Source organism: Bacillus sp. 3a, from assembly GCF_017161885.1.
Taxonomy (GTDB): Bacteria; Bacillota; Bacilli; order Bacillales; family Bacillaceae; genus Bacillus; species Bacillus safensis.
In genome coordinates this window covers 298,520-319,633 of the sequence record NZ_CP067376.1, presented here as the reverse complement: position 1 = coordinate 319,633, position 21,114 = coordinate 298,520, and the positions used below count along the sequence as shown (strand labels likewise).

Sequence of the window (21,114 nt, the reverse complement as noted above, 5' to 3'; positions counted from 1 at the left end):
GGAAATTCAAAATGGCGATTAAAAAGTATAAACCAACCAGTAATGGTCGTCGTGGCATGACTACTTCAGATTTTGCTGAAATCACGACTGACAAACCAGAAAAATCGTTGCTTGCACCGCTACACAAAAAAGGCGGACGTAACAACCAAGGTAGATTGACTGTTCGTCATCAAGGTGGCGGTCACAAACGTCAATACCGTATCATCGACTTTAAGCGTGATAAAGACGGTATACCTGGACGCGTTGCTACAATCGAGTATGATCCAAACCGTTCAGCGAACATCGCTCTTGTAAACTATGCAGATGGTGAGAAACGTTACATTCTTGCTCCGAAAGGAATCCAAGTTGGTACTGAAGTTACTTCTGGACCAGAAGCTGACATCAAACCAGGTAATGCTCTTCCACTTATCAACATCCCAGTTGGTACAGTTGTGCATAACATTGAATTAAAACCAGGTAAAGGTGGACAATTAGTTCGTTCTGCTGGTACTTCTGCTCAAGTTCTAGGTAAAGAAGGTAAATACGTTCTTGTACGTTTGAACTCAGGAGAAGTTCGCATGATTCTTTCTGCTTGCCGTGCGACTATCGGTCAAGTTGGAAACGAGCAACACGAATTAATCAACATCGGTAAAGCTGGACGTTCTCGCTGGAAAGGCGTACGCCCAACAGTTCGTGGTTCTGTAATGAACCCTAACGATCACCCACACGGTGGTGGTGAAGGACGCGCTCCAATCGGACGTAAATCACCAATGTCTCCATGGGGTAAACCGACTCTTGGATTCAAGACTCGTAAGAAAACCAACAAGTCTGATAAATTCATTGTACGTCGTCGTAAAAACAAGTAACGGGGTTGTCTACGGTTCATTTAGGACCGTAGTTCAATCACGAAGGGAGGTTCCACAATGGCTCGCAGCTTAAAAAAAGGACCATTTGTTGATGATCATTTGATGGCTAAAGTCGAGAAATTGAATGAAACTGACAAAAAGCAAGTCGTAAAAACTTGGTCTCGTCGTTCTACAATTTTCCCACAATTCATCGGTCACACAATCGCTGTCTATGACGGACGCAAACATGTACCTGTTTTCATTTCTGAAGATATGGTAGGTCACAAATTGGGCGAATTCGCACCAAGCCGTACTTACAAAGGTCATGCTAGTGACGATAAAAAAACAAGACGCTAATGAGAGGAGGCTTTTAAATGCAAGCTAAAGCTGTCGCAAGAACAGTCCGTATTGCTCCTCGTAAAGCACGTCTAGTAATGGACCTGATCCGAGGTAAGCAAGTAGGAGAAGCAGTTTCTATCTTAAACCTTACACCTAAGGCTGCTTCACCAATTATTGAAAAAGTATTAAAATCTGCTATCGCAAACGCTGAGCACAACTACGAGTTGGACGCTAACAGCCTAGTGATTACTCAAGCATTCGTTGACGAAGGTCCAACACTTAAGAGATTCCGTCCACGTGCTATGGGTCGTGCGAGCGCAATTAACAAACGTACTAGCCACATTACAATCGTTGTATCAGAAAAGAAGGAGGGATAATCCGTGGGTCAAAAGGTAAATCCAGTAGGTCTTCGTATTGGCGTCATTCGTGATTGGGAATCTAAATGGTTCGCAGGAAAAGATTACGCTGACTTCTTACATGAAGACTTGAAAATCCGTGAATTCATCAGCAAGCGTTTGTCTGACGCGTCTGTTTCTAAAGTAGAAATCGAACGTGCTGCAAACCGCGTAAATATCACAATCCACACGGCTAAACCAGGTATGGTAATTGGTAAAGGCGGATCTGAAGTTGAAGCACTTCGTAAAGCTCTTAACAGCCTAACTGGCAAACGTGTACACATCAACATTCTTGAAATCAAGAGAGCAGATCTTGATGCTCAGCTAGTTGCTGAAAACATCGCTCGTCAACTTGAAAACCGTATTTCATTCCGTCGTGCACAAAAACAAACAATCCAACGCACAATGCGTGCTGGAGCACAAGGAATCAAAACAATGGTTTCTGGTCGTCTTGGCGGTGCAGATATTGCTCGTTCTGAATATTACAGTGAAGGTACTGTTCCATTGCACACACTTCGTGCTGACATCGACTATGCTACTGCTGAAGCTGACACTACTTATGGTAAGCTTGGCGTAAAAGTATGGATCTATCGTGGAGAAGTCCTTCCAACTAAGAAGAATACTGCGGAAGGAGGAAAATAATATGTTATTGCCAAAACGCGTGAAGTATCGCAGAGAACATCGTGGAAAAATGCGTGGTCGTGCAAAAGGCGGTACTGAAGTACATTTCGGTGAGTACGGTATCCAGGCTCTTGAAGCTTCTTGGATCACAAACCGTCAAATCGAAGCTGCTCGTATTGCTATGACTCGTTACATGAAACGTGGCGGTAAAGTTTGGATTAAAATTTTCCCTTCTAAGCCATACACAGCTAAACCTCTAGAGGTCCGCATGGGTTCCGGTAAAGGTGCTCCAGAAGGATGGGTAGCTGTAGTAAAACCGGGCAAAGTTTTATTTGAAATTTCTGGTGTGTCTGAAGAAGTTGCTCGTGAAGCTCTTCGTCTTGCATCTCACAAATTGCCAATTAAAACGAAGTTCGTAAAACGTGAAGAAATTGGTGGTGAATCAAATGAAAGCTAATGAAATTCGTGACCTTACCACTGCTGAAATTGAACAAAAAGTAAAGTCTCTTAAAGAAGAACTTTTCAATCTTCGTTTCCAATTAGCGACTGGGCAGCTTGAAAACACTGCTCGCATTCGTGAAGTGCGTAAATCAATCGCACGCATGAAAACTGTGATTCGTCAAAGAGAAATCGCTGCTAATAAATAATAATTAGAGGGGAGGCCCCGCAAACATGAGCGAACGTAACCAACGTAAAGTGTATCAAGGTCGTGTTGTTTCTGACAAAATGGATAAAACCATCACTGTTGTAGTTGAAACATACAAAAAGCATTCACTTTATGGCAAACGTGTAAGATACTCTAAAAAGTTCAAAGCACATGATGAAAACAACCAAGCAAAAATCGGAGACATCGTAAAGGTCATGGAAACTCGTCCTTTATCTGCGACTAAACGCTTTCGTCTAGTTGAAGTTGTCGAAGAAGCCGTTATTATCTAATAAAGTTCGGATTTCTTTTTCCGAAAGGAGGTAACATTAATGATTCAACAGGAGACTCGTTTAAAAGTAGCTGACAACTCTGGCGCACGCGAAGTACTAACGATTAAAGTTCTTGGTGGCTCTGGACGTAAAACGGCTAACATCGGTGATGTCATTGTTTGTACGGTTAAACAAGCAACACCTGGAGGCGTTGTCAAAAAAGGTGAAGTTGTGAAAGCAGTTATCGTTCGTACTAAGAGCGGAGCTCGCAGAAACGATGGATCTTACATCAGTTTCGACGAAAATGCATGTGTCATCATCCGTGACGACAAGAGCCCACGTGGAACTCGTATCTTCGGACCAGTAGCACGTGAACTTCGTGAAAACAACTATATGAAAATTGTTTCTCTAGCACCAGAAGTACTTTAATGAATACAATCCGCGACTCAAGGAGGTGCGATTAAATGCATGTTAAAAAGGGCGATAAAGTAGTGGTTATCTCTGGTAAAGATAAAGGTAAACAAGGTGTCATCCTTGCTGCTTTCCCTAAAAAGGAACGTGTTTTAGTAGAAGGTATTAACCTTGTGAAAAAACACTCTAAACCAACCCAAGCTAACCCTCAAGGCGGAATTTCTGAACAAGAAGCGCCGATCCACGTATCAAACGTAATGCCGCTTGATCCTAAAACGGGTGAAGTGACACGTGTTGGGTATAAAGTTGAGGACGGAAAGAAAGTCCGTGTAGCGAAAAAATCTGGGCAAGTTCTAGATAAATAGTAAATAAGGAAGGGAGGTCTTTCTCATGAACCGCCTTAAAGAAAAGTATGTAAAAGAAATTACACCTGCATTAGTTTCTAAGTTTGAATACACTTCAGTAATGCAAGTGCCAAAAATCGAAAAAATCGTGATCAACATGGGTGTTGGTGACGCCGTTCAAAACGCTAAAGCAATCGATACTGCTGTTGAAGAATTAACGTTTATCGCTGGTCAAAAACCTGTCGTTACTCGTGCGAAGAAGTCTATTGCTGGATTCCGTCTACGTGAAGGAATGCCAATCGGTGCGAAAGTAACACTTCGCGGAGAGCGCATGTATGATTTCCTTGATAAACTTATTTCTGTGTCTTTACCACGTGTACGTGACTTCCGCGGGATTTCTAAGAAATCTTTCGACGGTCGTGGAAACTACACGCTTGGTATTAAAGAACAGTTAATCTTCCCAGAAATTGATTACGATAAAGTAACAAAGGTCCGCGGTATGGATATCGTTATCGTTACTACTGCCAATACGGACGAAGAAGCACGTGAGTTATTAACTCAAGTAGGTATGCCGTTCCAGAAATAATCAATGAAAGGGAGGCGAAATCGTGGCTAAAAAGTCTATGATTGCGAAACAACAACGCAAACAAAAGTTTAAAGTTCAAGAGTATACGCGCTGCGAACGTTGTGGACGTCCACATTCAGTTATTCGTAAGTTTAAACTTTGCCGTATTTGTTTCCGCGAACTTGCATATAAAGGACAAATTCCTGGCGTTAAAAAAGCCAGCTGGTAATCCCCATAAATGGGAAGGAGGTTATTAAATAATGGTTATGACAGATCCGATTGCAGATTTGCTGACTCGTATTCGCAATGCGAACATGGTACGTCATGAGAAGCTAGAAGTACCGGCTTCAAAAATCAAAAGAGAAATTGCTGAAATCTTAAAGCGTGAAGGTTTTATCCGTGACGTTGAGTACGTCGAAGACAGCAAACAAGGAATTATCCGTTTGTTCCTTAAATACGGCCAAAACAACGAACGTGTTATCACTGGTCTTAAAAGAATCAGTAAACCTGGTTTACGCGTATATGCGAAATCAAATGAAGTACCACGTGTACTTAACGGACTTGGAATCGCAATTATTTCTACATCACAAGGTGTTTTATCGGACAAAGAAGCCCGTGCTAAACAAGCTGGTGGAGAAGTACTTGCTTACGTATGGTAAAAAAAGTTTAAGATGAATGGAGGTGCTTGGTATGTCTCGTATAGGTAAAAAACTAATCGAGATCCCTTCAGGAGTAACTGTGACAAACAACGATAACACAGTGACAGTAAAGGGACCAAAAGGTGAACTAACTCGTGCATTTCACCCTGATATGGAAATTAAAATTGAGGACAACGTCTTAACTGTAAGCCGTCCGTCTGAAAATAAAGAACACCGTGCATTACATGGTACAACACGTAGCTTGATTGCAAACATGGTTGAAGGTGTATCTAAAGGTTTCGAAAGAGGTTTAGAACTTATCGGTGTCGGTTACCGTGCAGCTAAATCTGGAAACAAACTTGTTCTTAACGTTGGATACTCTCATCCAGTTGAAATCGTTCCTGAGGCTGGAGTTGAAATCGAAGTTCCATCTCAAACGAAAGTAATCATTAAAGGTATCGATAAAGAGCGTGTAGGAGCTCTAGCTTCTAACATCCGCGCTGTCCGTGCTCCAGAGCCTTACAAAGGTAAAGGAATTCGTTACGAAGGTGAATTCGTTCGCCGTAAAGAAGGAAAAACTGGTAAGTAAGATCACTTAAAGTGAAGAAAGGAGTGACTCGGATGATTACGAAAACTAGCAAAAACGCTACTCGTCTTAAAAGACATGCTCGTGTTCGTGCGAAACTTTCAGGTACTGCTGAAAGACCTCGCCTTAACGTTTTCCGTTCTAACAAGAATATCTACGCTCAAGTAATTGATGATGTTAACGGTGTAACACTTGTAAGTGCTTCTACTCTTGATAAAGAGTTAAAGATCGAGAATAGTTCTGACACTGCAGCTGCTACGAAAGTTGGCGAACTTGTTGCAAAACGTGCTGTTGAAAAAGGAATCTCTAACGTGGTATTTGACCGCGGAGGATACCTATATCATGGACGTGTAAAAGCTCTAGCTGAAGCTGCTCGTGAGGCTGGACTTAAATTTTAATAAAAGAAGGAGGGACACATCCGAATGAGTCGTATTGACCCAAGCAAATTAGAGTTAGAAGAACGCTTAGTTACGGTTAACCGCGTAGCGAAAGTTGTTAAAGGTGGACGTCGTTTCCGTTTTGCAGCTTTAGTTGTTGTCGGTGACAAAAACGGTCATGTAGGTTTCGGTACTGGTAAAGCACAAGAAGTACCAGAAGCGATCCGCAAAGCTGTTGAAGATGCGAAAAAGAATTTAATTGAAGTACCAATGGTTGGAACTACAATTCCACATGAAATCATCGGTCGATTCGGTGCAGGAAACGTTCTATTGAAGCCTGCTTCAGAAGGTACAGGAGTTATCGCTGGAGGCCCAGTGCGTGCGGTACTTGAGCTTGCTGGTCTAGCTGATATCCTTTCTAAATCTCTAGGTTCTAATACACCGATCAACATGATCCGCGCAACACTTCAAGGTTTAAGTGAGCTTAAACGTGCTGAAGATGTAGCGAAGCTTCGTGGAAAATCTGTAGAAGACCTGTTAGGATAAGGAGGGAACAATAATGGCAAATAAATTAGAAATTACCCTCAAACGCAGTGTAATCGGTCGCCCTGAAGATCAGCGTGTCACTGTTCGTACTCTTGGTCTTAAGAAAACAAACCAAACAGTCGTACATGAAGACAATGCAGCGATCCGCGGCATGATTAACAAGGTGTCTCATTTAGTTTCTGTTAAAGAACAATAAAACATTTTTAATCGATAAGGAGGTGCCCAAATGAAACTTCATGAATTGAAGCCTTCAGAAGGTTCACGTAAAGTACGCAACCGTGTTGGTCGTGGTATTGGATCAGGTAACGGTAAAACTTCTGGTAAAGGTCATAAAGGTCAAAACGCTCGTTCTGGCGGCGGTGTACGCCCTGGTTTCGAAGGTGGTCAGATGCCTTTATTCCAACGCCTTCCAAAACGTGGTTTTACAAACATCAACCGTAAAGATTACGCGGTAATCAACTTAGACAGATTAAACAGTTTTGACGAAGGAACGGAAGTAACTCCTGAACTTCTTCTAGAGACTGGTGCAATAAGCAAGTTAAAAGCAGGAGTAAAAATTCTTGGCAACGGTAAATTAGAAAAAAAATTAACTGTAAAAGCCAATAAATTCTCTGCTTCTGCGAAAGAAGCGATTGAAGCTGCTGGCGGTACAGCCGAGGTGATCTAACTTGTTTAAGACAATCTCCAATTTTATGCGCGTGAAAGATATACGGAATAAGATTATATTCACACTTTTAATGTTAGTCGTCTTTCGTATAGGTGCTTTCATCCCTGTGCCTAATGTGAACGCCGAAGTTCTCCAGGCACAGGATCAAATGAGTGTTTTCGGAATCCTCAACACGTTTGGGGGCGGGGCACTTTTCCAATTCTCCATTCTTGCAATGGGGATTATGCCGTATATCACTGCTTCGATCATCATTCAGCTCTTGCAGATGGATGTTGTTCCGAAGTTTACTGAGTGGTCAAAGCAAGGAGAGGTTGGCCGCCGAAAATTAGCACAATTCACAAGGTATTTTACAATTGTTCTAGGATTTATCCAGGCGCTGGGAATGTCATATGGATTCAACAATATGGCAGGAGGCATGCTGATTGAAAACCCTGGTGTTTCAACGTATCTCTTAATTGCGGTCGTACTCACTGCGGGAACAGCATTTTTAATGTGGCTGGGTGAGCAGATTACTGCTCACGGTGTTGGTAATGGTATTTCGATTATTATCTTTGCCGGTATCATCGCTGGTATCCCTCAAACATTAAAACAAGTGTACGCTCAACAATTTGTAGGTGGAGATGGACAGCTGTTCATGCAAATCCTTAAAATTGCCCTTATTGTCATTGCCATTCTTGTCATTGTTATCGGTGTTATTTACATTCAAATGGCAGTGAGAAAGATTGCAATTCAATATTCAAAAGGAACTGGCCGTGCACAAATGTCTGCTAGTCAAGCAACGCACCTTCCATTGAAAGTGAATCCAGCAGGGGTGATTCCAGTCATCTTTGCCGTTTCTTTCATTATTACTCCGCAGACGATCGCATCGTTCTTCGGAACCAATAATGTGACAACTTGGATAACCAACAACTTTGACTATACTAAGCCAATCGGTATGACGATTTATGTAGCACTGATTGTTGCTTTCACATATTTTTATGCCTTTGTCCAAGTCAATCCTGAACAAATGGCTGAAAATCTGCAAAAGCAGGGTGGCTATATCCCGGGAGTTCGTCCAGGGAAAATGACTCAAGATAGAATTACGAGCATTTTGTACCGACTCACGTTTGTGGGCGCCATTTTCTTAGCCGTGATTTCAATACTTCCTATCTTTTTCATTCAATTCGCTGGATTACCTTCCGCTGCACAAATTGGCGGCACAAGTCTTCTCATTGTTGTAGGTGTTGCACTTGAAACAATGAAGCAGCTTGAAAGCCAATTAGTGAAACGAAATTACCGTGGATTTATGAAATAAAACAGAGGGCTGGGCAGCTGCCCAACCTCTCTAAGTAAGGAAGGGGAAATCCGAAATGAACTTAGTCTTAATGGGGCTTCCGGGTGCTGGTAAAGGCACTCAGGCAGAACGAATTGTTGATGATTATGGGATCCCTCATATCTCAACAGGAGATATGTTCCGCGCTGCTATGAAAGAGGAGACACAACTTGGGCTCGAAGCAAAATCCTTTATCGATAAAGGAGAGCTTGTTCCTGATGAGGTCACAATCGGTATTGTTAGAGAAAGACTTGGCAAAAATGATTGTGAACAAGGTTTTCTTCTGGACGGATTTCCGCGAACAGTCGCTCAGGCTGAAGCTTTAGAAGAAATTCTAAAGGACCTTGGCAGAACGATTGATTATGTCATTAATATTAAAGTCGATAAAGATGCTTTGATGGAGCGTCTGACTGGCCGAAGAATTTGCAAAAATTGCGGAGCAACATATCATTTAGTATTCAATCCACCTGCGAAAGAAAATGTTTGCGACAAGTGCGGAGGCGAGCTTTATCAACGTGCAGATGATAATGCAGAAACCGTTTCGACTAGACTTGAAGTAAACTTAAAGCAGACTGAACCTTTACTGAACTTCTATTCAGAAAAAGGATATCTTGCAAACATTGATGGTGCGAAGCACATTAACGATGTATATGCAGATATCAAGGACCTGCTTGGGGGATTAAATAAATGATTATCTGTAAAACTCCTCGCGAGCTTGAGATTATGAGAGAAGCTGGACGTATTGTCGCACTGACTCATGAAGAGCTGAAGAAACACATAAAACCAGGTATTTCGACAAAAGAATTGGATCAAATTGCCGAACGTTTTATTACAAAGCAGGGTGCAATCCCATCTTTTAAAGGGTATAATGGTTTTCGCGGGAGCATTTGCGTTTCGGTGAATGAAGAACTCGTTCACGGTATTCCTGGTAAACGGGTTTTACGTGATGGTGACATCATTAGTATCGATATTGGCGCAAAGTTAAATGGCTATCATGGTGACTCTGCTTGGACTTATCCAGTTGGGGTAATCAGTGATGAAGACCGCAAACTACTGGAAGTCACAGAGGAATCTCTATATAAAGGCTTACAGGAAGCAAAGCCAGGCGAACGTCTGTCGAACATTTCCCATGCCATACAAACGTATGTTGAAAATGAGAATTTTTCAGTTGTTAGAGAATATGTTGGACATGGGGTCGGACAGGATCTTCATGAGGACCCTCAAATTCCTCATTATGGTCCGCCCAACAAAGGCCCGCGGCTAAAACCTGGAATGGTGTTGGCCATCGAACCGATGGTGAACGCAGGCAGCCGATATGTGAAAACATTGGCTGATAACTGGACGGTTGTAACGGTTGATGGGAAAAAGTGTGCTCACTTTGAGCATACGATTGCGATTACAGATACAGGTTTTGATATACTGACTAAGATTTAGGTCTTCACTGAAGCCTTTCAGGCCCAAATCGGGCAGGTTGTCTGTATAGTCCAAAGAAAGAACAAGATCAGTATACAGGTGTCATCGGCATATTCGTTGACTGCCATGTACTAATCGCAGACGGAGAAAAGCGTAAATTTCATTCTCCTAAGAAAAAATATCAATCATATAACCTTTTATGATTGCGTATCTCCGGAAGTTCAGAACAGTATATTCAAAACAGGTCGGGTGATAGATGAACAATTGAGAGATTCTCATTTGGACATTTGTCAGAGAGCAAGTTACTGATTTGAAGAAGGGAGAACACTTGAATGGCGAAAGACGATGTAATTGAAGTGGAAGGTACTGTAGCAGAAACTTTGCCAAACGCAATGTTCAAAGTTGAACTAGAGAATGGTCATACAGTTTTGGCTCATGTATCAGGAAAAATCCGTATGCACTTCATTCGCATTTTACCTGGAGACAAAGTTACGGTAGAATTATCTCCATATGACTTAACTCGTGGTAGAATTACGTACCGTTACAAATAAAGCAACTCCGGAAGAAGGAGGTTGGAAACACATGAAAGTGAGACCATCTGTTAAACCTATCTGTGAAAAATGTAAAGTGATTCGCAGAAAAGGAAAAGTAATGGTGATCTGTGAAAACCCAAAACATAAACAAAAACAAGGCTAATAACAAGGAGGTGCCCAAATCATGGCTCGTATTGCTGGTGTAGATATTCCACGTGATAAGCGTGTTGTCATTTCTTTAACATATGTTTTTGGAATTGGTCGTACGACTGCGCAACAAGTCCTTAAAGAAGCAGGTGTTTCTGAAGACACTCGCGTTCGCGATCTAACTGAAGACGAACTTGGTAAAATCCGTGATATCATTGACAAACTTAAAGTAGAAGGTGACCTTCGTCGTGAAGTTTCACTTAACATTAAGCGTCTAATTGAAATCGGAAGCTACCGCGGAATCCGTCATCGTAGAGGACTTCCTGTTCGTGGACAAAACACAAAAAACAACGCGCGTACTCGTAAAGGTCCGCGTCGTACTGTAGCTAACAAGAAAAAATAAGTAAAGGAGGTAGTTAAAGAATGGCTGCTGCTCGTAAACAAAATACGCGTAAACGTCGCGTGAAAAAGAATATTGAAGCTGGAATCGCTCATATCCGTTCCACTTTCAACAACACGATTGTAACGATTACTGATGTTCATGGAAACGCAATTTCTTGGTCAAGTGCTGGTGCATTAGGATTCAGAGGTTCTCGTAAATCTACTCCTTTCGCTGCACAAATGGCTGCTGAAACTGCTGCTAAAGGTTCTATCGAACACGGTCTTAAAACACTTGAAGTAACTGTTAAAGGTCCTGGTTCTGGTCGTGAAGCTGCAATTCGTGCACTTCAAGCTGCAGGTCTTGAAGTTACTGCAATTAGAGACGTAACTCCAGTTCCTCATAACGGATGCCGTCCACCAAAACGTCGCCGCGTGTAATTTGTTTGTATAGATTTTGTGTCCCTGTCAATAATGGGTTATGATACAGTTATTTATGAGACGAATACACGACTCGTTGCCTGAGCACATACGGGACTAAACAATGAGGAATTTCGGATGGAATCTCATATGATTCTATTCGAGGTTTCGACGTTTTGAAGGAGGGTTTTATTAGATGATCGAAATTGAAAAACCAAAAATCGAAACGGTTGAAATCAGCGACGATGCCAAGTATGGCAAGTTTGTCGTAGAGCCACTTGAGCGTGGATATGGTACCACTTTAGGGAACTCCCTTCGTCGTATCCTTTTATCCTCACTTCCTGGTGCAGCTGTAACATCGATCCAGATAGATGGTGTCTTACACGAATTCTCAACGATCGAAGGCGTGGTTGAAGATGTTACAACGATTATCTTAAACATTAAAAAGCTTGCACTCAAAATCTACTCTGAAGAAGAGAAGACGCTTGAAATTGATGTACAAGATGAAGGTACTGTAACAGCTGCTGATATTACACACGACAGCGATATTGAAATCTTAAATCCAGATCTTCACATCGCAACTCTTGGCAAGAATGCGAGCTTCCGTGTTCGCTTAACTGCACAAAGAGGTCGCGGGTATAATCCTGCTGATGCAAACAAAAGAGACGATCAGCCAATCGGTGTGATTCCGATCGACTCAATCTATACACCTGTATCTCGTGTGACTTATCAAGTGGAGAACACCCGTGTTGGGCAAATCACAAACTATGATAAATTAACACTAGATGTATGGACTGATGGAAGCACAGGACCGAAAGAAGCGATCGCTCTAGGTTCTAAGATTTTAACTGAACACCTGAATATTTTCGTTGGGTTAACTGACGAAGCTCAGCATGCTGAAATCATGGTTGAGAAAGAAGAAGACCAAAAAGAAAAAGTGCTTGAAATGACAATTGAAGAGCTTGATCTTTCTGTTCGTTCTTACAACTGTTGGAAGCGTGCGGGTATTAACACTGTTCAAGAGCTTGCTAACAAGACAGAAGAGGATATGATGAAAGTTCGTAACCTTGGACGTAAATCTCTTGAAGAAGTGAAAGCGAAACTAGAAGAACTTGGACTGGGTCTTCGTAAAGACGATTGACTAGTTTCATTGTGAACTAGGATTTTCGTGTGTTTTTTATTCATACAGCATCTCTAATTAAGGAGGGGACATCACATGGCATACAGAAAGCTAGGACGCACTAGTGCACAACGTAAAGCAATGCTTCGTGACCTAACGACTGATTTGATCATCAACGAACGCATCGAAACAACTGAAACACGTGCGAAAGAACTTCGCTCTGTAGTTGAAAAAATGATCACTCTTGGCAAACGCGGAGATCTTCATGCTCGCCGTCAAGCTGCAGCTTACATTCGTAATGAAGTAGCTAACGCTGAAACAAACCAAGATGCACTTCAAAAATTATTCGCTGACGTTGCAACTCGCTACGAAGATCGCCAAGGTGGATACACTCGTATCATGAAGCTTGGACCTCGTCGCGGCGATGGCGCACCAATGGCTGTCATTGAATTAGTTTAATCACATATCGTGTATCTAAGAAAGGGCGGGACAGTTCATAACTGGATCTATGCCCTTTTTTAGGTACTACGGCTTTTTTTTAGGAATAAGCAAAGAAGAGGTTGAGCTGAGAGGAGGTCCGGTAGAGATGGGGAAGACATTAATTGACGTAAAGGACATTGTATTTCGTTATCACAAGGATGCGGACAAGCCCGCTTTAGATCAAGTGTCACTGCATGTGAATCAAAATGAATGGCTCGCCATTGTTGGTCATAACGGTTCAGGTAAATCCACACTTGCCCGTGTGCTGAATGGGCTCATTTTACCGGATGCTGGTACGGTCAAGGTTGGAGAGATTGAGCTCAAAGAAGAAAGTGTTTGGGATATTCGCAAAAAGGTCGGAATGGTCTTTCAAAACCCAGATAACCAATTTGTGGGCTCAACAGTTCGTGATGATGTGGCTTTTGGTTTAGAAAATAACGGGGTTGAGCGGGAATTGATGATAGAACGTGTAGATTGGGCTGTCAAACAGGTCAATATGCAGGAGTTTCTTGATCAAGAGCCGCACCATCTATCAGGCGGGCAGAAGCAGAGAGTTGCTATTGCAGGTGTGCTTGCCGCAAGCCCTGACATCATGATCTTGGATGAAGCAACATCAATGCTTGATCCGATTGGCCGTGAAGAAGTGTTAGAGACTGTTAGACTACTGAAGGAACAAGGTACAGTCACAGTCATTTCCATCACACATGATTTAGACGAGGCTGCCAAGGCAGACCGCGTCATAGTGATGAATGGCGGGAAGAAATTTGCCGAGGGAACGCCAGAGGAAGTATTTGAACTAGATGAACAGCTGGTTCAGATTGGACTTGATCTGCCATTCTCCTATCGATTGAGCAAGCAATTGAAGCAGCAAGGTGTGCCGCTTGCAAATGCCCATTTGACACAAGAAGGATTGGTGAAAGAGCTATGGACATTACGATCAAAGAATTAGAGCATCGTTATCAAATGAAAACGCCGTTTGAGCGTCTCGCTTTGTATGATGTCAATGCTTCCATCAAAGAGGGCAGCTATGTCGCTGTCATTGGTCATACGGGCTCTGGCAAGTCTACATTGCTGCAGCATTTAAATGGATTGCTCAAACCAACGAAGGGGAGCATTGCGCTTGGAGAGACCATTTTACAAGCCAATAAAAAGCAGAAGGATATGAAACCCCTCCGGAAAAAGGTAGGCATCGTGTTTCAGTTTCCTGAGCATCAGCTCTTTGAGGAAACCATCCTCAAGGATATCTGCTTTGGTCCAATGAACTTCGGTGTTCCTCAAGAGAAAGCAGAAGCGAAGGCGAAGGAGATGCTGAAACTGGTGGGTCTTCCTGAATCCCTATTATCTCGATCTCCCTTTGAATTAAGCGGCGGTCAAATGAGGCGTGTGGCGATTGCAGGCGTTTTAGCGATGGAGCCAGAAGTGCTTGTGCTTGATGAGCCGACTGCTGGGCTGGATCCACGCGGACGGAAGGAAATCATGGACATGTTCTATGACCTTCATCAAAAGGCAAACCTCACCACGATCCTCGTCACACATAGTATGGAGGATGCCGCTCATTATGCGGATCAAATGATTGTGATGCATAAAGGGACAGTGAAGGCAACAGGCACACCGAGAGAGTTGTTTGCCAATCGTACAGACATGTCTTCGTTTGGTCTCGACCTCCCAGAAACGATTAAATTCCAGCAGACTGTAGAAGAAAAGCTTGGTATTACGTTTCCAAGGCCGCTTCTGACCATGGATGAGATGGCAGAAGCCTTAACAGCTCTTTATCAGGAGGACACGACATCATGATGGATAGTATGATTATCGGCAAATATGTGCCAGGCTCATCCTTTGTCCATCGTCTTGATCCAAGGACAAAGCTGTTATCAATTTTCTTTTTCGTCTTTATTGTCTTTTTTGCTAATAATTACATCACTTACGGGCTTTTAGGTGTCTTTACCATTCTTGTGGTGATGGTTTCTCAGGTGCCGCTATACTTTATTCTCAAGGGAATGAAGCCGATCCTATGGATTGTCCTGTTTACCTTTATTCTGCATATTTTCATGACAAAGGATGGCGCCTTGCTATTCCACTTTGGTTTTCTGAATATTTATGAAGAAGGTCTAAAGCAGGGGATCTTCATTTCACTCCGTTTTGTCTATCTCATTATGATGACGACACTTCTTACGTTAACGACAACGCCTATAGAAGTGACAGACGGGATGGAAAAACTGCTGCACCCATTCCGTAAAATCAAGCTGCCTGTTCATGAACTTGCTCTCATGATGTCCATCTCTCTTCGGTTTATTCCGACGTTATTAGAAGAGACAGACAAAATCATGAAGGCACAAATGGCACGAGGCGTTGATTTTACAAGCGGACCTTTAAAGGATCGCCTGAAAGCTATCGTTCCTTTGCTTGTTCCGCTTTTCGTCAGTGCGTTTAAGCGTGCAGAGGAACTGGCGACCGCGATGGAAGCGAGAGGCTACCGCGGGGGAGAAGGACGGACGAAATACCGTCAGCTTGTCTGGGGCATGAAGGACACGTTCACGCTGCTTCTATTCATCCTGTTAACAGCACTCCTTGTGCTGCTTAGAAATTAGGTGATTCCTAGATGAAGGTCAAATGTACCGTTTCCTACGATGGGACACATTTTAAAGGCTATCAGGTGCAGCCAGGGCAGCGAACCGTTCAGACGGAGATTGAGTCGGCCCTTGCAAGAATGCACAAACAGGATGAACTGATTCCGATCGTGGCTTCCGGCCGGACGGACAGCGGTGTTCATGCAAAGGGACAGGTCATCCATTTTGAGACCCCGCTCTCAATCCCGATGGAGAGATGGCCTTTTGCCCTCAACAGCCTGCTGCCGGATGATATCCGTGTTCTAAAGGCTGAGGAGGTCGATGATTCGTTTCATGCCAGATTTGGTGTTGTTTCGAAGGAGTACCGTTATAAGGTCTCAACAGAAACCCACCAAAATGTGTTCACGAGACAGTATGTCTGCCACTATCCTTACCGGCTGGACATCGATAAAATGAGAGAAGCCGCAGAGCACCTGATTGGGACACATGACTTTACAAGCTTTTGTGCGGCCAATACAGAGGTTCAGGACAAGGTGAGGGTTATTTATGCCCTCGAGTGGAAAAGCGTCTCAGACGGGCTTGAAATGCGTGTGAGAGGGAATGGTTTTTTATACAACATGGTGCGGATTATCGCTGGAACGTTGCTTGAAATCGGTTCTGGTAAATTTCACCCTGATGACATAAAAGCCATGCTTGCCGCCCGAAATCGCGAAGCGGCAGGCAAGACTGCGCCTAGTCACGGACTGTATTTATGGGAAGTTTTCTATGACAACTAAACCAGGTGTAACATGTTCTTGACACAGGAAGCAGAAAGTTATAAGATATCATATGGTATGTATTTCAACCCCACAAATAAGCCCCGGAAGACTTATCTGTGTTTTGAAATAGAACGTAGCATTTGATTCAAGGAAAATTCATTGATTTATTTAGGAGGGAAACTCATGCGTACAACACCAATGGCGAACGCAAGCACAATTGAGCGCAAATGGCTAGTTGTTGATGCGGCAGGCAAGACTCTAGGTCGTCTTTCTACTGAAGTAGCATCACTTTTGCGCGGTAAGCACAAACCAACTTATACACCACACGTTGATACAGGTGATCATGTGATCATCATCAATGCTGAGAAAATCGAATTAACTGGTAAGAAATTGACGGACAAAATTTACTACCGTCACACGATGCACCCAGGTGGTTTGAAACAAAGAACTGCTCTTGAGATGCGTACAAACTACCCTGAAAAAATGTTGGAGCTTGCTATCAAAGGTATGCTTCCAAAGGGTCCACTAGGACGTCAAATGTTCAAAAAATTAAATGTGTACCGTGGTTCTGAGCATCCACATCAAGCACAACAACCTGAAGTTTACGAACTTCGCGGTTAATTATAAGGGAGGTTAACAATTTGGCACAGGTTCAATATTACGGTACAGGTCGTCGTAAAAGTTCTGTAGCGCGCGTTCGCTTAGTTCCAGGTGAAGGCCGTATCGTCGTTAATAATCGTGAAATTACTGAATACATTCCATTCGCTGCTTTAATCGAAGACGTGAAACAGCCTTTGAACATCACAGAAACAGCTAACAGCTACGATGTTCTTGTAAATGTTCACGGTGGTGGATTCTCTGGTCAAGCTGGAGCAATTCGTCACGGTATCTCTCGTGCTCTTCTAGAAGTAGATCCTGAGTACCGTACACCACTTAAACGTGCTGGACTTCTTACTCGTGACTCTCGTATGAAAGAGCGTAAGAAATACGGTCTTAAAGGCGCACGTCGCGCACCTCAGTTCTCAAAACGTTAATCAATTTTATATTGTATGGACGTTTTACAAAGGTTTGTTACAGACAAACCTTATAAAAAAAGCATCAGCATCCTGCTGATGCTTTTTTATTTGTGTTTTTTTCTGTTTGGAAACATATAAAATAGGATCATAGCAAGGTTTCTGTTTAAAACACGAAGTCTATGGAGGGGGTGTCATATGAATCTAACAACAGAAAGGTGTATCATTCGCTCATTTGCTGAAGATGATTGGCAGGATGTCTATGCATATACTTCTGATCCGGAAGTGATGAAGTATATTCCGGAAGGTGTTTTTTCTAAAGAAAATGCGCAGGAATTTGTTAAAAATAATCGTCTTAAAACAGCCAAGAATTTTGCTGTTCTATTAAAAGAAGACCAGATTTGCATCGGGCATATCGTGTTTCATTCTTACTTTGGTGAGCACACATATGAAATTGGCTGGGTTTTCAATCCTGCCTATCAAAACAAGGGATATGCATCAGAAGCGGCGTATGCTGTCTTACATCATGGTTTTCACACTCTGAACTTACATCGGATCATTGCCACTTGTCAGCCTGAAAATGTGCCATCGTGGAGAGTGATGGAGAAAATGGGGATGAGGAGAGAGGGGTATTTTAAAAAATGTATACCACAAGGAAATGAGTGGTGGGATGAGTTTTACTATGCCATCTTACAAGAGGAATGGTTCGTGAAGAGGGCTTGATCAGTTTTCATGATATGAAGTACTTTGATGAAAAAGCAGCTGATCAAATTTTTATATGAGAACGCTCTTAACTGGTATTTTAGTAAGTGAAAAACAGTCTTCCATCTAAGGAGGTGCTTTCATTGAATTTAAATCAATTGACATTTAGAGAAGCTGTGCAAGAAGATCTCGACAAAATCGTCTTCATGCTTTCAGATGATAAGTTAGGTCAAAAGAGAGAGCGTTACACTCGCCCATTATTAGAAAGCTATATCAAAGCCTTTCAATCAATCGATGCTGATCCAAATATTGAACTCATTGTTGCGTGTGACCAGGAAGAAGCAGTTGGTGTTCTTCAGTTAACCATGACGCCATTTCTTACACATCAAGGGGGATGGAGAGCATCCATCGAAGGAGTTCGTACGGCTTCGAGTCATAGAGGAAAAGGAGTCGGTTCGCTGCTTATAAAGTGGGCCATTCAACGCGCAAGCAACCGTGGCTGTCATATGATTCAACTGACAACAGATAAACAGAGGCCAGAAGCACGCCATTTTTATAAGAAATTAGGATTTGAAGCCACTCATGAAGGAATGAAGCTGCATTTGCCCCATGAATAAGGACATCATGAAGCGGAGGATTCACAAACCTCTGCCTTTTTTGTGCCTTTATTTGAAATATTTGTTATATTAAACATGTAAATCCTCTGTTATTTGGAAAGGAGAAACATGTTACTCAAAACCGGTCTAATTGTCATATGTGTGGTCATACTTTACGTGGTGGTTCAAGTCTTGCTGTATAAAAGAGATATGAAGAAAACGAAGGAAGATCTTTTGACATTTGTCATAAAAAACAAAAAGGACGTTTCAGTGACAATCATTGAAAATGATGATGTAATGTTAGAATGGAATGCTGATCAAAAAACACCACTTGCAAGTACGGTGAAATTAGTGGTTTTATTTCATTTCGTTAAAGCTGTATCGAGCCGCACCATCAAGCTAGAGGAAAAAGTGGCATTGTCTGATATAAAGCGGTTTTATATTGATAGAACAGACGGTGGTGCGCACGCGTACTGGCTGGAGGTCAATGATTTTTCTGAGCATGCGACTTTATTAGATGTTGCCAAAGGGATGATGCAATTCAGTTCGAATGCTTGTACGGATTATTTGATTGACCGGCTGGGCTTAGAAAAGATCAATGATCAGATGAAACAAGCAGGTCTTACGGAACATGATGAACTCATGCCGTTGACGCCAATGATTTTGTGGTCCGCTTATGTATCTGATCGTCGGCGGGATGCATTCAAGAAAATGAGCGGTGTATCCGAAGAACAATACAAATCTCTAATGGATGAGATTTTTAATATCATGAAATATGACCCAGAGCATAAAAAGGCGTTAGAAGAAAAAATGAAAAAAAAGAACTTATTAGGCTGGCGTATACAATCATTACTGACGCAAAAGTTGACAAAGTCTACAACCAATCAATATGCACATTTTATGAAACGTCTCCAGGATGAGCTGTTAACAATAGAAGAAAAGAGTCTTTTTAGCCAAATCGTACTGGGAGAAACATTGAAAAAGGAAACAGATCAATATCTTTGGTATAAAGGCGGAGCAACATTGTTCGTTTTCACAGGTGCTTTATATCGAAGAACAGATACATCCTCTATATCCATTTCTCTTTTTATCAATGATCCGAAAGCGAACAATTCTCACTGGATTGGGGGAGTATTCAACGAATTTATGCTTACTGCAGCAGTGGATCAAAACTTTCGACAACGATTGATACAGGCTTTCACTACATAAACATCAAAAAACAGAGGGAAACACCCCTCTGTTTTATTATTTCTGCATTGGATACGTTTTGTATACATCTTGGCGTTTCTTTTTTGACTTCACAACTCCATCAACCAGTTCCTTTTGCCAAAGCGCAGTATCGTCTTTGTACTTTTTAAAAGGGTGAGGGAGCTCTTTTTCTAGCTGTTTTCTTTTAAACGTGACGGACGGCTCGTTTTTAGAGCTCATGTTAAGTGTCACTTGCTCTACGTTATCGACAAGAATAAAAAGTGCGATGGCGTTGTATAAATACGTTTTTTCGATCGTATCCTTTTGATCAAACCAGAAGGCGTCAAACTGTTCTTCTGTATAGCCTGCATTTCCTTTTACTCCATAAGTGACGTCTAATGCTTTCCCATCGATGATTTCAAATTCACGTATTACGCCTCCAGGAAGATCTGATAAGATTTCACGAATGGCTGAATTGTCACCGAGATACGTGTTTTTGTGTGTTGAAAGTTGTTTTAAGGATATGTCTTCTATTCCTTTTATATCGCTCTTTTTCTCTGTGGCTTGACTGCTGCATGCAGATAGGACGACTGTTAATAGCAGCAGGATATACATCCATTTCTTCATTGATTTTGCCCCTTTACCATTCTGTCTATATTTAAATGACTATTTTATCACAATTTTCCATTGAGATTGTTCACTAACCGCCATTTCCATTTACTGAACTGCATGTTTTGTTCAAACCAACGAACAATACAAAGAAAAAAGGAGTTCAGTCCATGGCAGAAGTGCTTTCATTTTATCAACTAAAAACAAAACGAGATGTCACGCTTGAAAAGAAGCTTTTGCGTACATTGTCTCTTCAACAAGTAACGGCCGCTTCTGAGAAATTCACAAAGAAGCTGTTTCCATTTGCAGATGATCCAGCTGGGATTATGAGTGATGGCTGTATCGATTTCGCCATTGAAGCTTTTTTAGCTGGCGGGAGATACGGTGAGTCGAGTAAATACGGGGAATCGTTCGACGATATCAAAAAACGGTCCTCTCAGGAGGAAGCCGAGCTGATTGAAGAGCTCGCAGGTTGCTTGCAATCGTGGGGGAATATGTTCCGTATGGAGCGCAAGATGTCATGTTTATATCCATTTGCGAAGGATTTTTTAAGCATGTGGTGGCAGGAAGGCTTTCGTGAATCAGAAAAAAGACACAAGCTTCGGCTGCACTAAGCATATTTCCAGCCCTTGTCCCATATCTATAAAATA

Annotated in this window: 37 protein-coding genes and 1 pseudogene; 37 read left to right on the top strand and 1 reads right to left on the bottom strand. The window is 42.2% G+C overall.

The window, feature by feature from the left end; all coding sequences use genetic code 11:
• Window positions 1-11: 11 nt before the first annotated feature.
• From rplB to JJ692_RS01270, 36 genes and pseudogenes are all read left to right on the top strand, one after another.
• Complete coding sequence (gene rplB / locus JJ692_RS01440; protein ID WP_024425599.1) at window positions 12-845, top strand: 50S ribosomal protein L2; 834 nt, start codon at window positions 12-14, stop codon at window positions 843-845.
• A gap of 57 nt (window positions 846-902) precedes the next feature.
• Window positions 903-1,181, top strand: a complete 279-nt coding sequence (gene rpsS, locus JJ692_RS01435; protein ID WP_003216920.1) for a 30S ribosomal protein S19 — start codon at window positions 903-905, stop codon at window positions 1,179-1,181.
• A gap of 17 nt (window positions 1,182-1,198) precedes the next feature.
• On the top strand, window positions 1,199-1,540 hold the full coding sequence (gene rplV, locus JJ692_RS01430; protein WP_007496316.1) for a 50S ribosomal protein L22: 342 nt from the start codon (window positions 1,199-1,201) through the stop codon (window positions 1,538-1,540).
• Between the two features lie 3 nt (window positions 1,541-1,543).
• Window positions 1,544-2,200 carry a 30S ribosomal protein S3 gene (rpsC, locus tag JJ692_RS01425; RefSeq protein WP_003217241.1) on the top strand — a complete coding sequence of 219 codons (657 nt, stop codon included), beginning with the start codon at window positions 1,544-1,546 and terminating at the stop codon, window positions 2,198-2,200.
• A 1-nt stretch (window position 2,201) separates the two neighbouring features.
• A complete protein-coding gene (gene rplP / locus JJ692_RS01420) occupies window positions 2,202-2,636 on the top strand; it encodes a 50S ribosomal protein L16 (RefSeq protein WP_003156478.1) in 435 nt (144 codons plus the stop codon).
• Complete coding sequence (rpmC, locus tag JJ692_RS01415; RefSeq protein ID WP_003217155.1) at window positions 2,626-2,826, top strand: 50S ribosomal protein L29; 201 nt, start codon at window positions 2,626-2,628, stop codon at window positions 2,824-2,826. The genes rplP and rpmC overlap by 11 nt, the downstream gene beginning before the upstream one ends.
• Before the next feature lie 25 nt (window positions 2,827-2,851).
• Window positions 2,852-3,115, top strand: a complete 264-nt coding sequence (gene rpsQ / locus JJ692_RS01410; RefSeq protein ID WP_003216906.1) for a 30S ribosomal protein S17 — start codon at window positions 2,852-2,854, stop codon at window positions 3,113-3,115.
• Window positions 3,116-3,154: 39 nt separating this feature from the next.
• Window positions 3,155-3,523 (top strand): 50S ribosomal protein L14, encoded by a 369-nt coding sequence (rplN, locus tag JJ692_RS01405; RefSeq protein WP_003216882.1) that lies wholly within the window; start codon window positions 3,155-3,157, stop codon window positions 3,521-3,523.
• Between the two features lie 35 nt (window positions 3,524-3,558).
• Entirely contained in the window at window positions 3,559-3,870 is a 312-nt protein-coding gene (rplX, locus tag JJ692_RS01400; protein WP_008356538.1) for a 50S ribosomal protein L24, read from the top strand.
• Window positions 3,871-3,895: 25 nt separating this feature from the next.
• Window positions 3,896-4,435: a 50S ribosomal protein L5 gene (gene rplE / locus JJ692_RS01395; protein WP_024425600.1), complete on the top strand. Its 540-nt coding sequence runs from the start codon at window positions 3,896-3,898 to the stop codon at window positions 4,433-4,435.
• A gap of 22 nt (window positions 4,436-4,457) precedes the next feature.
• Window positions 4,458-4,643, top strand: a complete 186-nt coding sequence (gene rpsN, locus JJ692_RS01390) for a 30S ribosomal protein S14 (RefSeq protein WP_008356542.1) — start codon at window positions 4,458-4,460, stop codon at window positions 4,641-4,643.
• Window positions 4,644-4,674: 31 nt separating this feature from the next.
• Window positions 4,675-5,073, top strand: coding sequence for a 30S ribosomal protein S8 (gene rpsH / locus JJ692_RS01385; RefSeq protein WP_007496327.1), 399 nt, complete (start codon window positions 4,675-4,677; stop codon window positions 5,071-5,073).
• 31 nt (window positions 5,074-5,104) lie between these two features.
• On the top strand, window positions 5,105-5,641 hold the full coding sequence (rplF, locus tag JJ692_RS01380; RefSeq protein WP_024425602.1) for a 50S ribosomal protein L6: 537 nt from the start codon (window positions 5,105-5,107) through the stop codon (window positions 5,639-5,641).
• A 32-nt stretch (window positions 5,642-5,673) separates the two neighbouring features.
• Window positions 5,674-6,036: a 50S ribosomal protein L18 gene (rplR, locus tag JJ692_RS01375; protein ID WP_008356544.1), complete on the top strand. Its 363-nt coding sequence runs from the start codon at window positions 5,674-5,676 to the stop codon at window positions 6,034-6,036.
• A 24-nt stretch (window positions 6,037-6,060) separates the two neighbouring features.
• Window positions 6,061-6,561 carry a 30S ribosomal protein S5 gene (rpsE, locus tag JJ692_RS01370; RefSeq protein ID WP_007496332.1) on the top strand — a complete coding sequence of 167 codons (501 nt, stop codon included), beginning with the start codon at window positions 6,061-6,063 and terminating at the stop codon, window positions 6,559-6,561.
• 13 nt (window positions 6,562-6,574) lie between these two features.
• On the top strand, window positions 6,575-6,757 hold the full coding sequence (rpmD, locus tag JJ692_RS01365; protein ID WP_003217067.1) for a 50S ribosomal protein L30: 183 nt from the start codon (window positions 6,575-6,577) through the stop codon (window positions 6,755-6,757).
• Between the two features lie 30 nt (window positions 6,758-6,787).
• The gene (gene rplO / locus JJ692_RS01360; RefSeq protein ID WP_003216888.1) at window positions 6,788-7,228 is read left to right on the top strand and encodes a 50S ribosomal protein L15; all 441 of its coding nucleotides are present in this window, start codon (window positions 6,788-6,790) and stop codon (window positions 7,226-7,228) included.
• 1 nt (window position 7,229) lies between these two features.
• Window positions 7,230-8,522 (top strand): preprotein translocase subunit SecY, encoded by a 1,293-nt coding sequence (gene secY, locus JJ692_RS01355; RefSeq protein ID WP_007496334.1) that lies wholly within the window; start codon window positions 7,230-7,232, stop codon window positions 8,520-8,522.
• 55 nt (window positions 8,523-8,577) lie between these two features.
• A complete protein-coding gene (locus JJ692_RS01350; RefSeq protein ID WP_024425604.1) occupies window positions 8,578-9,231 on the top strand; it encodes an adenylate kinase in 654 nt (217 codons plus the stop codon).
• Window positions 9,228-9,974, top strand: coding sequence for a type I methionyl aminopeptidase (map, locus tag JJ692_RS01345; RefSeq protein ID WP_003217210.1), 747 nt, complete (start codon window positions 9,228-9,230; stop codon window positions 9,972-9,974). Before JJ692_RS01350 ends, map begins: the two co-directional genes overlap by 4 nt.
• Before the next feature lie 27 nt (window positions 9,975-10,001).
• Window positions 10,002-10,308, top strand: a pseudogene (locus JJ692_RS18875) (KOW domain-containing RNA-binding protein).
• Window positions 10,286-10,504 carry a translation initiation factor IF-1 gene (infA, locus tag JJ692_RS01340; RefSeq protein ID WP_003217190.1) on the top strand — a complete coding sequence of 73 codons (219 nt, stop codon included), beginning with the start codon at window positions 10,286-10,288 and terminating at the stop codon, window positions 10,502-10,504. Before JJ692_RS18875 ends, infA begins: the two are co-directional and overlap by 23 nt.
• A gap of 31 nt (window positions 10,505-10,535) precedes the next feature.
• The gene (rpmJ, locus tag JJ692_RS01335) at window positions 10,536-10,649 is read left to right on the top strand and encodes a 50S ribosomal protein L36 (RefSeq protein ID WP_003156543.1); all 114 of its coding nucleotides are present in this window, start codon (window positions 10,536-10,538) and stop codon (window positions 10,647-10,649) included.
• 21 nt (window positions 10,650-10,670) lie between these two features.
• Window positions 10,671-11,036 (top strand): 30S ribosomal protein S13, encoded by a 366-nt coding sequence (gene rpsM, locus JJ692_RS01330; RefSeq protein ID WP_003217023.1) that lies wholly within the window; start codon window positions 10,671-10,673, stop codon window positions 11,034-11,036.
• Between the two features lie 20 nt (window positions 11,037-11,056).
• Window positions 11,057-11,452 carry a 30S ribosomal protein S11 gene (rpsK, locus tag JJ692_RS01325; protein WP_003217231.1) on the top strand — a complete coding sequence of 132 codons (396 nt, stop codon included), beginning with the start codon at window positions 11,057-11,059 and terminating at the stop codon, window positions 11,450-11,452.
• A 175-nt stretch (window positions 11,453-11,627) separates the two neighbouring features.
• Entirely contained in the window at window positions 11,628-12,572 is a 945-nt protein-coding gene (locus JJ692_RS01320; protein WP_206534146.1) for a DNA-directed RNA polymerase subunit alpha, read from the top strand.
• 75 nt (window positions 12,573-12,647) lie between these two features.
• Window positions 12,648-13,010, top strand: coding sequence for a 50S ribosomal protein L17 (gene rplQ / locus JJ692_RS01315; protein WP_003216944.1), 363 nt, complete (start codon window positions 12,648-12,650; stop codon window positions 13,008-13,010).
• 127 nt (window positions 13,011-13,137) lie between these two features.
• Entirely contained in the window at window positions 13,138-13,980 is an 843-nt protein-coding gene (locus JJ692_RS01310) for an energy-coupling factor ABC transporter ATP-binding protein (protein ID WP_008356549.1), read from the top strand.
• Window positions 13,956-14,825, top strand: coding sequence for an energy-coupling factor ABC transporter ATP-binding protein (locus tag JJ692_RS01305; RefSeq protein ID WP_024425606.1), 870 nt, complete (start codon window positions 13,956-13,958; stop codon window positions 14,823-14,825). Before JJ692_RS01310 ends, JJ692_RS01305 begins: the two co-directional genes overlap by 25 nt.
• A complete protein-coding gene (locus tag JJ692_RS01300; protein ID WP_024425607.1) occupies window positions 14,822-15,619 on the top strand; it encodes an energy-coupling factor transporter transmembrane component T family protein in 798 nt (265 codons plus the stop codon). Before JJ692_RS01305 ends, JJ692_RS01300 begins: the two co-directional genes overlap by 4 nt.
• 11 nt (window positions 15,620-15,630) lie before the next feature.
• The gene (truA, locus tag JJ692_RS01295) at window positions 15,631-16,374 is read left to right on the top strand and encodes a tRNA pseudouridine(38-40) synthase TruA (protein WP_024425608.1); all 744 of its coding nucleotides are present in this window, start codon (window positions 15,631-15,633) and stop codon (window positions 16,372-16,374) included.
• Between the two features lie 165 nt (window positions 16,375-16,539).
• Entirely contained in the window at window positions 16,540-16,977 is a 438-nt protein-coding gene (gene rplM, locus JJ692_RS01290; RefSeq protein WP_003217042.1) for a 50S ribosomal protein L13, read from the top strand.
• Window positions 16,978-16,997: 20 nt separating this feature from the next.
• Entirely contained in the window at window positions 16,998-17,390 is a 393-nt protein-coding gene (gene rpsI / locus JJ692_RS01285) for a 30S ribosomal protein S9 (RefSeq protein WP_007496354.1), read from the top strand.
• Between the two features lie 177 nt (window positions 17,391-17,567).
• On the top strand, window positions 17,568-18,092 hold the full coding sequence (locus JJ692_RS01280; RefSeq protein ID WP_024425869.1) for a GNAT family N-acetyltransferase: 525 nt from the start codon (window positions 17,568-17,570) through the stop codon (window positions 18,090-18,092).
• Window positions 18,093-18,214: 122 nt separating this feature from the next.
• Window positions 18,215-18,688 carry a GNAT family N-acetyltransferase gene (locus tag JJ692_RS01275; protein ID WP_024425611.1) on the top strand — a complete coding sequence of 158 codons (474 nt, stop codon included), beginning with the start codon at window positions 18,215-18,217 and terminating at the stop codon, window positions 18,686-18,688.
• A 171-nt stretch (window positions 18,689-18,859) separates the two neighbouring features.
• On the top strand, window positions 18,860-19,876 hold the full coding sequence (locus JJ692_RS01270) for a serine hydrolase (RefSeq protein WP_238550049.1): 1,017 nt from the start codon (window positions 18,860-18,862) through the stop codon (window positions 19,874-19,876).
• A 36-nt stretch (window positions 19,877-19,912) separates the two neighbouring features.
• Here JJ692_RS01270 and JJ692_RS01265 read toward each other — a convergent pair whose 3' ends face one another.
• Window positions 19,913-20,482 (bottom strand): DUF4825 domain-containing protein, encoded by a 570-nt coding sequence (locus JJ692_RS01265; RefSeq protein WP_024425613.1) that lies wholly within the window; start codon window positions 20,480-20,482, stop codon window positions 19,913-19,915.
• Between the two features lie 152 nt (window positions 20,483-20,634).
• Between JJ692_RS01265 and JJ692_RS01260 the strand changes: the two genes are divergently transcribed.
• The gene (locus tag JJ692_RS01260) at window positions 20,635-21,078 is read left to right on the top strand and encodes a DUF2521 family protein (protein WP_044333888.1); all 444 of its coding nucleotides are present in this window, start codon (window positions 20,635-20,637) and stop codon (window positions 21,076-21,078) included.
• Window positions 21,079-21,114: the final 36 nt, after the last annotated feature.